Source organism: Synechocystis sp. IPPAS B-1465 (genome assembly GCF_003015225.1).
Lineage (GTDB): Bacteria > Cyanobacteriota > Cyanobacteriia > Cyanobacteriales > Microcystaceae > Synechocystis.
The window spans coordinates 3,407,156-3,419,789 of record NZ_CP028094.1 but is presented as its reverse complement, the minus strand read 5'-3'; the positions used below and the strand labels follow the sequence as shown (position 1 = coordinate 3,419,789).

The window sequence follows — 12,634 nt, the reverse complement described above, 5'->3', positions numbered from 1 at the left end:
GAAATCTCTAAAGAAATCCATTGCCCCAGGCGATCGCCATTCAACCTGCTGAGACAATGGTTTATTCCTATGTAGAATAGTCCGAAGCTAATTAGAACTTAAACCTGAGCAGGAACGTCTTTAGCAATCAACTTATCCCAGCCTAATTCTCCTAATTGGGAGTTACGACGCAACGGACGGGTTGCTAATTCCAAAATATCCCGAGCATTGGTAAAACCGTGAATTTGGGCAAAGGTAAATTCCACCGACCATTTGGTGTTAATGCCCTGAGCTTCCAAGGGATTAGCGTGGGCCATGCCGGTAATGACTAAATCCGGTTGCAGAGCTTTAATCCGTTGAATCTGATTGTAGTTGTCTGGCTTTTCCACAATATTTGGCAAGGGAACTCCCATGTCAGAGCAGGTTTTTTCCAGCAAGGCCAACTCCGCCGCCTGGTAACGTTTATCCATATAGGGAATGCCAATTTCTGGGCAGGTCATGCCACAGCGAATGAGGAAACGAGCTAGGGAAACTTCCAGCAAATTATCCCCCATAAAAAACACAGATTTACCGCGAATTAACTGGATATAATCTTCTAAACTTGCCCAAATTTGAGCTTCCCGTTCCTCCAAACCCTGGGGTTCAATACCCAGTACAGAACAGATTTTTTCAATCCAAGCTCTGGTGCCATCGGGACCAATAGGAAATGGAGCGCCAATTAATTTACATTTACGGCGACGCATCAAAGTAGTTGCGGTACGACTCAGAAAAGGATTAACCCCGGCCACATAATAACCCTCATCAATCACCGGCAATTCCGTATAGCGTTTGGCGGGCAACCAACCAGATACTTTCACTCCCTGTTTCTTCAACTCTAACGTTAAATTTGTTACCACTGGATCGGGCAGAGAACCAAACAAAACTAGCGGTTGATGATCCACATATTCCGATTCAACTTTTTCCTGGTCAGCTTTACGACCAAAGGTCAATAATTTTTGAATGGCGTTGCGTTCTTCCTTATCTTCCCCTTGCACCTGGGCTGAAGTAGGGCATTTATGGGCCATGGAAGCCAGCACCGTATCTTCCCCTTGGGTGAAAGCATAATCTAAACCATTGGCTCGGGCAGTAACGATGGGGATGCCAATTTCCGCTTCCAACTGGGGAGCCAAACCTTCCAGGTCCATTTTGATAATTTCAGTGGTGCAGGTACCAATCCAGACGATCACACTGGGGTTACGATCGCGCTTAATTTGTAGGCAAAGTCGTTTCAGTTCTTCATAGTCTTTTAACTGGGCAGAAATGTCTCCTTCTTCTAACTCGGCCATGGCGTAACGAGGTTCGGCAAAAATCATTACCCCCATGGCATTTTGTAGGAAATAACCACAGGTTTTAGTACCAATAACGAGGAAAAAACTATCCTCAATTTTTTGATAAAGCCAAGATACGCAACTAATGGGACAAAAGGTATGGTAGTTGCCGGTTTCACAGTCAAAGTTAAGGGCAGAAGGGGCTTGTTGAGCAACAGTCATAGTTTAGGTTCTCCTAGGTATAGTTTTTATTTTGCCTTCCTAACCCCCCAATACTGGGGGGAGTAGAGTTTGTGTTGTCTGAGTAATTTTTTCTAAAACTTTTGGTAAATTATCAATAACTTGATCGTTGGTAAATCGTAAAACATAATGAACAAATTCTTTGAGTTTTTCAGATCGACATTGATCGTATTCCCGTTGGTTATCATGAATACTTCCATCCACCTCTATGATTAATTTTAATTGTGGACAATAAAAGTCAACAATGAAATTACCAATAGGATGCTGGCGACGAAATTTAAAGCCTAAAATTTGGCGATTTCGTAATTCCTCTCACAAAATATTCTCTGCCATCGTCATATTTTTTCTTAAAAGACGAGCCGCTTGCTCAATTTCTTTTGTAGTTCCACGAATTCTATGGGAATTCTTCATGGGAAATAAGTTAAACGTAGCCTCAAGAAATATGCGAGAGAAATCTAATTCTAAGTCCCCCAGTATTGGGGGATTTAGGGGGTTAGACCTAAACCATCATCAAATCCAATTCTTTGGTTTGGCTAGCAGGCTGGGTGGGATTGAGGTAGAAATCAGACAGCAAACTGAATAGATCCCGATCCTGGGCATCTTTGGGCACTACCCCTTCCGGTTGGGACAAAATTTGATCGGCAATGTTCAGATAATAATCACAAACATAGTTTAGGGAAGGGTCGGACTCGGCCATTTCAAACAAAGTTTTGCCTTTCACCCGGGAAACCCGAATATCTTCAATTAGGGGCAAAATTTCCAATACCGGCATGGGTACGGCTTCAATATATTTATCAATCAAGTCCCGTTTGGAAGTGCGATTGCCAATCAAACCAGCGAGGCGGAGGCTGTGGGTACGGGCTTTTTCCCGCACGGAAGCAGCGATGCGGTTGGCAGCAAACAAAGCATCAAAACCGTTGTCTGTAACAATCAAACAATAGTCGGCATAGTTTAACGGGGCGGCAAAACCACCACAAACTACGTCCCCTAACACGTCAAACAGAATCACGTCGTACTCGTCAAAGGCGTTGAGTTCCTTCAGCAATTTCACTGTTTCCCCCACCACATAACCGCCACAACCAGCTCCAGCAGGAGGTCCACCAGCTTCGACGCAATCCACCCCGGCATAACCTTTGTAAATTACATCCTCGGGCCAGATGTCTTCGTAGTGGAAATCCTTTTCCTGCAAGGTGTCGATGATGGTGGGGATGAGAAAGCCAGTCAGGGTAAAGGTGCTGTCATGTTTGGGATCACAACCAATTTGGAGAACTTTTTTGCCTCGTTTTGCCAATGCTGTGGAGATGTTGCAACTGGTGGTGGATTTACCAATGCCGCCTTTGCCGTATACCGCAAGTGTCAGTGTCAAGGGAGTTGCTCCTAAAAATGCTCTGGGGGAATGCTCAGGGTTGTGTGGTCTCCGCTGCGCTGATCGCATTATTAACGAGGTTTGGGGTCTTGGAGAAATAGTTTGGGGTATTAATCTGGCTTAAATCTTATTTTTAAAACTTAAATTCGTTTTAATTGCTTTTAAAACTGCTTCTAGTCTTTAAAACGCCTAAAAACAAATTTTGTGTTTTTATTTTTATTAAATTGAGACAAAAATAAAATAACTTGTCTGGGTATAGTTACTTATGGCGATCGCCAAAGATGGGATTAAGACAAAAATGAGAGTTGTACTAAAAAGAATTAGACTTTAAACTCTTACTGGCAGAGCTATGCAGAAATTAGTAGGCGAAAATAAGCAGTCAGTGAACTAACTAGATTTTGTCCGATTGCCGTGGTTACGACCAGAGTTGCAACTGAGAAAATGACCGATTGACCAGAAAAGACCAAGGAAAGATGAATAAATGTGAATTTTTGCCAAACAGCGGGAAATTAGCATAATTGCGCAATCAAACTTAACGAAGGCGGCGGGAAGAGGGAGTTGGTTGACGGCGGCGGCGGGGAATTGGGGAACCAAACTCATTACTAATATCCCGAAAAATATCTCGACGCACCACTGGATAATCCCCCACCCACAAATCCAGTTCCGGTAGATGGAGGTCGCTGAGTTTATCCACCCGTTCCAATTCGGCGTTTTTGGAGAATAACAACATCTCCGCCACCATGCCCGGCCGAATCGCTTTGTAAGTTTTTTGCACCGGAGCTTGGACCACCGCTGTAAATCCCTGGCGATCGCCAACTTCTAGGTTAATGCGTCGCTCAATATTTTCCACCACCACTAAGCGACCAAACTGATCCGCCTGCTGGGTTTCATTAATCACCTCTTCGGTAATAAAAATATCCAACACTTCCCCCCGCCAAAAACCCACATAGGGAAAACGACGGTACTGTCTATTGCGGACACTGGCCACATAAACGGGGCACCAAAGCCAATACATGCCACCGATAATGAAGCAAACCAATTCCACTCCTTGGGCTCCGTGGCCAAAAATTAGACCCACAATCCAAATGGAAACCACAATTAATAGGGAAATAAGTAATCTGGCCAAAAGGTTATAAACCTTACCCCAGGCATAGGAATACTGGGCACCAGTGGCAATAACAGGTACCACTTGGTCGAAGGTTTCTTGGGTAAGGGGAATGAGCATGGCAGGGGAAGCAATAGGCTATGGGCTGTATTATATCTAGCTTGGCTAAGTGATCCCCTCGATCCCCGCCATCTGAGGCAAAGTTTTCCCGGGCCATATTTTGATAAGATTGGCTACAAGTTAGCCGCTAACTTTGTACTATCCCGCATCAGGTGCGTAACTCCTATGGCTCTTGGCTATGTTGCCCTTGTCCTCCACGCCCATCTTCCCTTCGTTCGGCACCCAGAAAGCGATTACGTTTTGGAGGAGGAATGGTTATACGAAGCCATCACAGAAACTTATATTCCCCTCATCCATGTATTTGAAGGTTTGAAGCGGGATGGAGTAGATTTTAAAATTACCATGAGCATGACGCCGCCGTTGGTTTCCATGCTCCGGGATCCCCTATTGCAACAACGTTACGAAGCCCATTTATCTCTGTTGCAGGAATTATTAGCAAAGGAAATTGTTCGCAATGAACATAACGGCCATCTACAATATTTAGCTGATTTTTACGCCAAAGAATTTGCCGCCATTCGGGAAACTTGGGAACGTTACGACGGTGATTTAGTAACTGCTTTTAAACAATTTCAAGATAGTAATAATTTAGAAATTATTACCTGTGGTGCCACCCACGGATATTTTCCTTTGATGAAAATGTATCCTCAGGCGGTGTGGGCCCAAATTAAAGTGGCTTGTGAGCATTACGAAGAAAACTTCGGGCGATCGCCAAAGGGCATTTGGTTACCGGAGTGTGCTTATTACGAAGGGGTGGAAAGAATGCTGGCCGATGCGGGTCTGCGCTACTTCTTGGTAGATGGCCATGGCATTTTATACGCCCGTCCGAGACCAAAATTTGGCACTTATGCTCCCATTTTTACAGAAACTGGAGTAGCGGCCTTTGGCCGGGATCACGAATCTTCCCAACAGGTATGGTCTTCCCAGGTAGGCTATCCGGGGGATCCGGTTTATCGAGAGTTTTATAAAGATTTGGGCTGGGAAGCGGAGTATGAGTACATCAAGCCCTATATCATGCCCAACGGGCAACGGAAAAATATTGGCATCAAGTATCACAAAATCACCAGTCGAGATGGGGGGTTATCGGAAAAGGCTTGGTACGATCCTTACTGGGCTAAAGAAAAGGCTGCTGAACACGCCTCGAATTTCATGTATAACCGTCAACAACAGGTCGGTCATCTATCGGGCATTATGGGTCGGCCGCCGTTAGTAGTGTCCCCCTACGATGCGGAATTATTTGGGCATTGGTGGTACGAAGGCCCGTGGTTTATTGATTATTTATTCCGTAAATCTTGGTTTGATCAAGACACGTTTGAGATGACCCATCTGGCCGATTATCTGCGGGGAAATCCTCACCAACAGGTTTGTCGTCCTTCCCAGTCTAGTTGGGGCTATAAAGGTTTCCATGAATATTGGCTTAACGATACCAATGCTTGGATTTATCCCCATTTGCATAAAGCTGCTGAGCGCATGATTGAATTAAGCCATCGGGAAGCGGTGGATGAACTAGAAGAAAAAGCATTGAACCAGGCCGCCCGGGAATTGCTGTTGGCCCAATCCTCCGACTGGGCATTTATTATGCGGACAGGAACTATGGTGCCCTATGCGGTGCGTCGTACCCGTTCCCATCTGTTGCGCTTCGATAAACTGTTTGATGATATTCGAGCCAATAAAGTGGATGCGGGTTGGCTAGAAAAGGTTGAAGTTATGGACAATATTTTCCCCAAGATTGACTATCGAGTTTACCGTCCTCTGTAAAAATGTGGACTCCCTGGCATTATCTCGGTGGGAAATTGTGGCGGTTACTAGTTTTATTGGTTGCCCTATTGGTTGTTCTGACAACGGTTTTCCTTGGGCAGAATTCCTCAGCTTCTCCTAACAAAATTCGAGGAGTTTGGTTAACCAATGTGGACAGTAATGTTCTTTATGATCCAGTCCAATTAAAAACGGCGATCGCCGATCTGAAGAGTACTAATTTCAATACCCTTTATCCGACGGTGTGGAATGATGGCCATACCCTTTATCCCAGTGCGGTGGCCCAACAATGGTTAGGAAAAAAGCAAGATGAAAAATTAGGAGATCGGGATATGTTAGGGGAGGTAATTAACTTAGCTAAAGAAAAATCTTTGCGGGTTATCCCCTGGTTTGAATTTGGTTTTATGGCCCCGGCAGAGAGTGATTGGGTTAAAGCCCATCCCCATTGGTTAACTACTAATTCCCAAGGAGAAACTATTTGGTTGGAAGGGGGCACTATACCGAGGGTCTGGTTAAATCCGCTCCATCCCGAAGTGCAACAATTAATTACTGCTCTTTTAGTGGATTTAGTCCGTCGCTACGATGTGGATGGTATTCAATTAGATGATCATTTTGGCTATCCCTACAGCTTTGGCTATGATCCCATTACCGTTGCACTTTATCGCCAAGAAACTGGACAGGAACCGCTCCCAGTCCCTGAGTTAGATCTCAACCAAAACTGCGTTAGCTCCGACCCTATTTGGCAACAATGGACCGATTGGCGATCGGCTAAAATTAGTCGTTATGTGCAAAGTTTAGTGCCTATTTTAAAGGCGGTAAAACCAAATTTAACCATTTCCATTTCCCCCAATCCCCAAACTTTTTCCAAGAATTGTTTTTTGCTAGATTGGCAAACCTGGCATGAAGCAAAGGTAATAAATGAGCTAGTTCTACAAGTTTATCGGGAAAAACAAGCCGCTTTTACCGGGGAATTACAACAATCCTCAGTGCAACAAACTAAGCAGGAAATTCCTGTCGTAGTGGGCATTTTGAGCGGGCTAAAAAATCGTTCTATTCCCTCAGCAAGAATTAAGCAACAGGCTCAATGGGTTGACGATCAAAATTTTGCCGGCACCGCCTTCTTTTTCTATGAAAGTTTGTGGAATTTGGAAGCAGAAACTAGCCCCAATCCCTTCGGTTTAAAGCAACAGTGGCAAAGATTATATCGACAGCTTAACGCCGACAAATTTTAAAAGATCGCCGTTTCCATTTCCCGGTCAAAATAGTAAAAACGTTGGGTATCAACCACAAATTTAACTGAGTCTTTCTGCTTAATATTTACCCTGGGGTCAATGCGGGCCACAAATTCTGTACCGGCAGGAGTTTGGGCATAAACAATTAATTCATTGCCCATCATTTCCACTAGGTTAACTGTGGCTGGCAACTCCATGGGTTCAATTTCCAAGGGCAAATATTGGGGATGGTAAATATTTTCAGGGCGAATACCGAGGGTTAGGGGGCGATCGCCGTTTTTGGCTACACTGTCTGGCATTGGTAAAACAACACCGTCCAAACTCAGCTTTTCTTTTCCTTCCTGACTTAATCTTTCCACCTGAAAAAAGTTCATGGCGGGACTGCCAATGAAACCAGCCACAAATAGGTTAGCGGGCTGATTGTACAAATTAGCTGGACTGTCCACCTGTTGCAAAATGCCATCCTTCATCACAGCAATGCGATCGCCCATGGTCATAGCTTCCACCTGGTCATGGGTAACGTAAATGAAAGTAGTGGCCAGGTCGCTATGGAGTTTACTGATTTCTTTGCGGGCTTGCACCCGGAGCATGGCATCCAGATTAGAAAGGGGTTCATCCATCAAAAACACAGAGGGTTTACGGACAATGGCTCTCCCCACTGCCACCCGTTGCCGCTGTCCCCCCGACAATTCCTTGGGTTTACGATGCAGTAATTTTTCGATGCCCAACAATTCAGCGGCGCTACAGACCCTTTGCCTAATTTCTTCTTTGGGTTTGCCCTGTAAGTCGAGGCTAAAGGCCATATTTTCATAAACACTCATGTGGGGATAGAGGGCATAGGACTGGAATACCATGGCAATGTCCCGGTCTTTGGGAGATAGTTCATTCACCCGGCGATCGCCAATGCAGATTTGTCCTTGACTAACGGTTTCCAGCCCGGCTAAAAGTCGTAGGGAGGTAGTTTTGCCGCAACCAGACGGCCCCACAAAAACTAAAAACTCCCCGTCCTCAATTTCCAAATTCAAGTTATTAACGGCAACATAATCATCAAACTGTTTAGTTACCTGTTCAAAACTGACACTGGCCATAGGCAAAAATTACGATACAACAAAAAATTAAAATCAAACGGTTAAAACTAACCGGTGTAACCCCGTTCATACTACCCGGAGATTAGGTACTTAATGGGTACTTAATTCGACCACGGAGAATGGCTTCACCACCATAACTACTGGGAAAAATGGACTCTTCGGCGCTGGGCCGCCTGCTTAAACGCCGCTACATATTGGTCATGGCCACCAGGAAAAGCCACATTGATCTTCAATGGCTCTTCCCTGTCCCGCATATCCCCAGGGCCAGCCACCACTTGGGTTTGCCCCGCCACGGTTTCTAGTTGTAGAGGTTGGCGATTTTTCACCTCCCCCTGGGAACTGTCCACATACACCACTAAGTTACCGTGATTTCCCCAATCCCCCAAATCTTGGATTAATTGCAAAAATTGGCGATCGCTCCCGCCACGTCGAATTTCCCCGGTAGCTTCATCCACCTGACTGGTGACCGTATCCCCAACTCCAATGATCAGCGGCATCAAGGCCGGATCAAATTGCGCTTTCACCAAATGCAACAAGTCCTGGTGGGATGGGGGCGCTTGGCGAGCACTAAAACTTTCTCCCAGAGGATATTGCCCTGTCCGATTGTGATAGTAACGATTTAGCAAAGCCAAAACCCCGGCTTCTTTGACCCCACCCCGCAACATAAATTGAAAATCGGTGGTGCCGGAATCCCCAGCTTTGGCCCAACGAATAATTTCCTTACCTCGTTCATCCCTACCTAAATTGGGAGCATAGTGGACAAAAAAACTATTCCCCAAACCCTGGGCAACGGCTTCCGCCATCAACTGATCCAATAATTGAGCCATGGTTTCCTGCAAATCTCGGTAAATTTGCGGAAAGTCTTGTAACAGATTGGCCAAGGTATTTAAATTGGCGGTGGGGGAAGCCACATTATCTAAAACCGAAGCTTCAATGCCCGTTTGTAATTGCTCTGGGGATAGGGAATGGGGGCGATCGCCAAAAAAGGTTTTTAAACAATTAGTGATTTTTTCGGGCACCGCCGCTAAAAACTCCAGCTCCGTTTGCCCCACTCCAGGATGACTTACTTTGCCATGGCGATCCTGCCACTGCACTCCCCCGGCCGCCAAACCGGGCAAATATAGGCCTTCCTGTTGCACAAAGGAAGCATCCCCAAAGGATTGTTCCACAATGCCCTGTACTCCTCTTTTTCCCACGTGCTCCCCATTGGTCAACACGTAAAAATGTTCAGCAAACAGGGTGGTGGCCCGGACATAATCGGCATCCAGGCGGCGACTGAGGGGATCTTGCACTAATTCCATGCAGACCCCATCCAAGTCTTGGACAATGAGTAAATTTTCAGTTTGGGCTAAGGTTTGACAAAAAGCTCCATGGTCGAGGGAGAAACGTTGTTGGTGTAATACCATTATTAATCTGCTTAATTTTTCGCATCTTGACTGAACTGTCAGCGCCGTAGGGGCAAAATAGGAACATCCGTGCCCCGGCTTAACAACTCGGTGAAATCTGCCACTGGCAGAGGACGACTAAAAAGATAGCCTTGTAACTCGTCACACCCCATGTGGGCAATGGTATCGTATTCTGCCCAGGTTTCCACCCCTTCAGCCGTTACTCGCAACTCTAGTTCGTGGGCTAGGTTGATAATTGAGGCGGTGATAGTTTTATTCTTGGCGTTTTTGTCAATGTGACGCACAAAGCTTTGATCTATTTTCAGCACATCAAAGGGGAACTGCTGCAGATAACTTAGGGAAGAGTAACCAGTGCCAAAGTCGTCGATCGCCACACTGAAACCCTCAGCCCGGAGTTCATTCAACTGCTTAATGGAATCCTGGACATTTTTCACCAACAAAGTTTCGGTTAATTCCACTTCCAATTGTTGGGGACTGACATCATACTTATGGGTGCCGAGCCGCAAAATGCAAATTAGGTCTTCTCCATGGAATTGTCGGGCAGAAATGTTGATTGCCACTTGTATCGGGTCCAGCCCTTGGTACTGCCATTGCTGACATTGACGTAAAACTGTTTCAATTACCCATTCCCCCACCACGCTGATAAAGCCAGTTTTTTCGGCGATCGGGATGAAAAGTCCCGGCGAAACAAAACCTTTACGGGGATGGTGCCAACGGATCAAGGCTTCACAGCCGGCCAAACAATGGTTGTGGATAGATACTTTGGGTTGGTAGAAGAGAAAAACTTGCCCAGTGTTTAAACCCACTTCTAAATCCCGCCAAATTTCCGCTTCATCCGGGGTGAGGGTCGGTGTACCGATGGTACCAGAACGGCGTGGCCTCTCGGTCAAGGAACTAGATATACTCCCCTGATAAAAGGCTGACAACTTGGCTTGTTTTTGCAGACGGCTATTAACCGCATTCAGTAAATCTTCTTGTTTAAAAGGCTTAATTAAGTAATCATCCGCGCCGGAATTCATGCCCTTACGAAAATCCTGCATAGTACCCAGAGCTGTCAGAAAAATGAAGGGAATAGCCGCGGTTTTGGCGTTCTTTTGCAGGGCTGTAATCAAGCCATGGCCATCCATTTCCGGCATCATCACATCACAGATGATCAAGTCGGGCATCACCTCCAAGGAGTTGAGCAGCCCCAGGGCCACCGCCCCATTTTCTGCTTCTAGAATCTTATAATTTTCCAGACTCAGGGTTTCGCCAATTAACTCCCGAATAATGGCTTCATCCTCGACAACTAAAATAGTACTCATAGGGATTAATCAAATCTTTGTCGCGGGCCAGAGGGAGTTTTCAGACAAGCTCTGAGTGACATCCTAGCCTAATTTCCCAGACTTTAAGACCAAATTGACTGGATTTTTCTCCATTATTGTTCCTAGGTTCAGGTTGTCAGGTCAGGCTAAGATGGTGATAGTCGCTACGACCACCACCCCATTCTCCATTCATTTTCCCTCGGCGATCGCCCTGTCTAGACTTCCACCATGAGCGCAAGAACCTTATTTGACAAAGTTTGGGATCTCCACACCATCAGTGTTTTGCCATCGGGTCAAACCCAACTCTTCATCGGGTTGCACCTGATCCACGAAGTCACCAGTCCCCAGGCCTTTGCCATGCTGAAAGAGCGGGGGTTGCGGGTTATGTATCCAGAAAGAACGGTGGCTACGGTGGACCACATTGTGCCGACGGAAAATCAGCAACGGCCTTTCCAGGATTCCTTAGCTGAAGAAATGATGCAAGCGTTGGAGGTTAATACCAAAGCCCATAATATTCGCTTCCATCCCATTGGCTCCGGCAATCAAGGCATTGTCCATGTCATTGCCCCGGAACAGGGCCTAACCCAACCAGGTATGACCATTGCCTGTGGCGATTCTCACACTTCTACCCACGGGGCCTTCGGGGCGATCGCCTTTGGCATTGGCACTTCCCAAGTGCGGGACGTGTTGGCAGCCCAGAGTTTGAGCTTAAATAAGTTAAAAGTAAGAAAAATTGAGGTTAACGGTGATTTAGCCCCTGGGGTCTACGCCAAGGACGTGATTCTCCACATTATCCGCAAATTGGGCGTTAAGGGCGGGGTGGGCTATGCCTATGAGTATGCCGGATCAACCTTTGTCGCCATGAATATGGAAGAACGCATGACCGTTTGTAATATGTCCATTGAGGGGGGAGCTCGCTGCGGCTATATCAACCCAGATGAAGTAACTTTTGCATACCTCAAAGGGCGGGAGTTTGCTCCCCAAGGGGAAGATTGGGACAAGGCAGTGCAATGGTGGCGCAGTATTGCCAGTGAACCCGATGCGGTGTACGACGATGTGGTTTCCTTCCGGGCAGAGGACATTGAACCCACCGTTACCTGGGGCATTACCCCCGGCCAAGGCATTGGCATCAGTGAGCCGGTTCCTACCCTTGACAGCCTCAACCCCGATGATCAGGCGATCGCCAGCGAAGCCTACAAATATATGCAATTCCAGCCGGGACAACCGCTGAAAGGCACCAAGGTCGATGTTTGTTTCATTGGTAGTTGCACCAATGGTCGTTTGAGCGACCTGGAGGAAGCCGCTAAGGTAGCCAAGGGTCACCAGGTAGCGGCCGGGGTAAAAGCTTTTGTGGTGCCCGGTTCCGAACAAGTCAAGCAACAGGCCGAAGCAGCAGGGCTAGATCAAATTTTCCAAGCGGCGGGTTTTGAATGGCGAGAAGCAGGCTGTTCCATGTGTTTGGCCATGAACCCCGACAAACTCCAGGGTGATCAACTGAGTGCTTCCTCTTCCAACCGTAACTTTAAGGGTCGTCAGGGTTCTGCCTCTGGCCGTACTTTGTTAATGAGTCCAGCGATGGTCGCGGCGGCGGCCATTACGGGGCAAGTAGCTGATGTGCGGGAAGTACTAGGCTAATTTGATTGCTTATTACATTCATCTTCATCCGACCAAACAATCACCATCGAGGGGGGGCTGCTTTGTCATAGGCTAGCATAGCTGATTAGCATAACTATGA

The 12,634-nt window shown here is 46.5% G+C and carries 10 protein-coding genes; 3 read left to right on the top strand and 7 right to left on the bottom strand.

Annotated elements, in window-relative coordinates; translation table 11 throughout:
• Nucleotides 1-98: 98 nt before the first annotated feature.
• From bchN to C7I86_RS15940, 4 genes are all read right to left on the bottom strand, one after another.
• On the bottom strand, nt 99-1,508 hold the full coding sequence (gene bchN / locus C7I86_RS15955) for a ferredoxin:protochlorophyllide reductase (ATP-dependent) subunit N (protein ID WP_010874227.1): 1,410 nt from the start codon (nt 1,506-1,508) through the stop codon (nt 99-101).
• Between the two features lie 39 nt (nt 1,509-1,547).
• A complete protein-coding gene (locus tag C7I86_RS19265) occupies nt 1,548-1,784 on the bottom strand; it encodes an endonuclease domain-containing protein (protein WP_285891545.1) in 237 nt (78 codons plus the stop codon).
• Between the two features lie 241 nt (nt 1,785-2,025).
• Nucleotides 2,026-2,886, bottom strand: coding sequence for a ferredoxin:protochlorophyllide reductase (ATP-dependent) iron-sulfur ATP-binding protein (gene bchL / locus C7I86_RS15945; protein ID WP_041426077.1), 861 nt, complete (start codon nt 2,884-2,886; stop codon nt 2,026-2,028).
• A 538-nt stretch (nt 2,887-3,424) separates the two neighbouring features.
• Nucleotides 3,425-4,117 (bottom strand): hypothetical protein, encoded by a 693-nt coding sequence (locus C7I86_RS15940; RefSeq protein ID WP_010874225.1) that lies wholly within the window; start codon nt 4,115-4,117, stop codon nt 3,425-3,427.
• A 165-nt stretch (nt 4,118-4,282) separates the two neighbouring features.
• On the opposite strand from C7I86_RS15940, the gene C7I86_RS15935 reads away from it, so the two are divergent.
• Both C7I86_RS15935 and C7I86_RS15930 read left to right on the top strand, forming a co-directional pair.
• On the top strand, nt 4,283-5,872 hold the full coding sequence (locus C7I86_RS15935; protein WP_010874224.1) for a glycoside hydrolase family 57 protein: 1,590 nt from the start codon (nt 4,283-4,285) through the stop codon (nt 5,870-5,872).
• Between the two features lie 2 nt (nt 5,873-5,874).
• The gene (locus tag C7I86_RS15930) at nt 5,875-7,101 is read left to right on the top strand and encodes a family 10 glycosylhydrolase (protein WP_010874223.1); all 1,227 of its coding nucleotides are present in this window, start codon (nt 5,875-5,877) and stop codon (nt 7,099-7,101) included.
• Here the strand turns inward: C7I86_RS15930 and C7I86_RS15925 are convergent.
• The 3 genes from C7I86_RS15925 to C7I86_RS15915 all read right to left on the bottom strand — a co-directional run bounded on the left by C7I86_RS15925 (nt 7,098) and on the right by C7I86_RS15915 (nt 10,899).
• Nucleotides 7,098-8,189, bottom strand: coding sequence for an ABC transporter ATP-binding protein (locus C7I86_RS15925; protein ID WP_010874222.1), 1,092 nt, complete (start codon nt 8,187-8,189; stop codon nt 7,098-7,100). The two genes, C7I86_RS15930 and C7I86_RS15925, sit on opposite strands and share 4 nt — an antisense overlap.
• Before the next feature lie 137 nt (nt 8,190-8,326).
• Complete coding sequence (stpA, locus tag C7I86_RS15920) at nt 8,327-9,595, bottom strand: glucosylglycerol 3-phosphatase (RefSeq protein ID WP_010874221.1); 1,269 nt, start codon at nt 9,593-9,595, stop codon at nt 8,327-8,329.
• A gap of 38 nt (nt 9,596-9,633) precedes the next feature.
• On the bottom strand, nt 9,634-10,899 hold the full coding sequence (locus C7I86_RS15915; RefSeq protein WP_010874220.1) for an EAL domain-containing protein: 1,266 nt from the start codon (nt 10,897-10,899) through the stop codon (nt 9,634-9,636).
• 228 nt (nt 10,900-11,127) lie between these two features.
• Here C7I86_RS15915 and leuC point away from each other — a divergent pair, with 228 nt between their 5' ends.
• Nucleotides 11,128-12,534 carry a 3-isopropylmalate dehydratase large subunit gene (leuC, locus tag C7I86_RS15910; protein WP_010874219.1) on the top strand — a complete coding sequence of 469 codons (1,407 nt, stop codon included), beginning with the start codon at nt 11,128-11,130 and terminating at the stop codon, nt 12,532-12,534.
• Nucleotides 12,535-12,634: the final 100 nt, after the last annotated feature.

Excerpts from the sequence above, each read along its gene's own strand:
- C7I86_RS15940 (WP_010874225.1), bottom strand. The coding sequence starts at position 4,117 with ATGCTCATTCCCCTTACCCAAGAAACCTTCGACCAAGTGGTACCTGTT.
- leuC (WP_010874219.1), top strand. The coding sequence starts at position 11,128 with ATGAGCGCAAGAACCTTATTTGACAAAGTTTGGGATCTCCACACCATC.
- stpA (WP_010874221.1), bottom strand. The coding sequence starts at position 9,595 with ATGGTATTACACCAACAACGTTTCTCCCTCGACCATGGAGCTTTTTGT.
- C7I86_RS15930 (WP_010874223.1), top strand. The coding sequence starts at position 5,875 with ATGTGGACTCCCTGGCATTATCTCGGTGGGAAATTGTGGCGGTTACTA.
- C7I86_RS15935 (WP_010874224.1), top strand. The coding sequence starts at position 4,283 with ATGGCTCTTGGCTATGTTGCCCTTGTCCTCCACGCCCATCTTCCCTTC.
- C7I86_RS15925 (WP_010874222.1), bottom strand. The coding sequence starts at position 8,189 with ATGGCCAGTGTCAGTTTTGAACAGGTAACTAAACAGTTTGATGATTAT.
- bchN (WP_010874227.1), bottom strand. The coding sequence starts at position 1,508 with ATGACTGTTGCTCAACAAGCCCCTTCTGCCCTTAACTTTGACTGTGAA.
- C7I86_RS15915 (WP_010874220.1), bottom strand. The coding sequence starts at position 10,899 with ATGAGTACTATTTTAGTTGTCGAGGATGAAGCCATTATTCGGGAGTTA.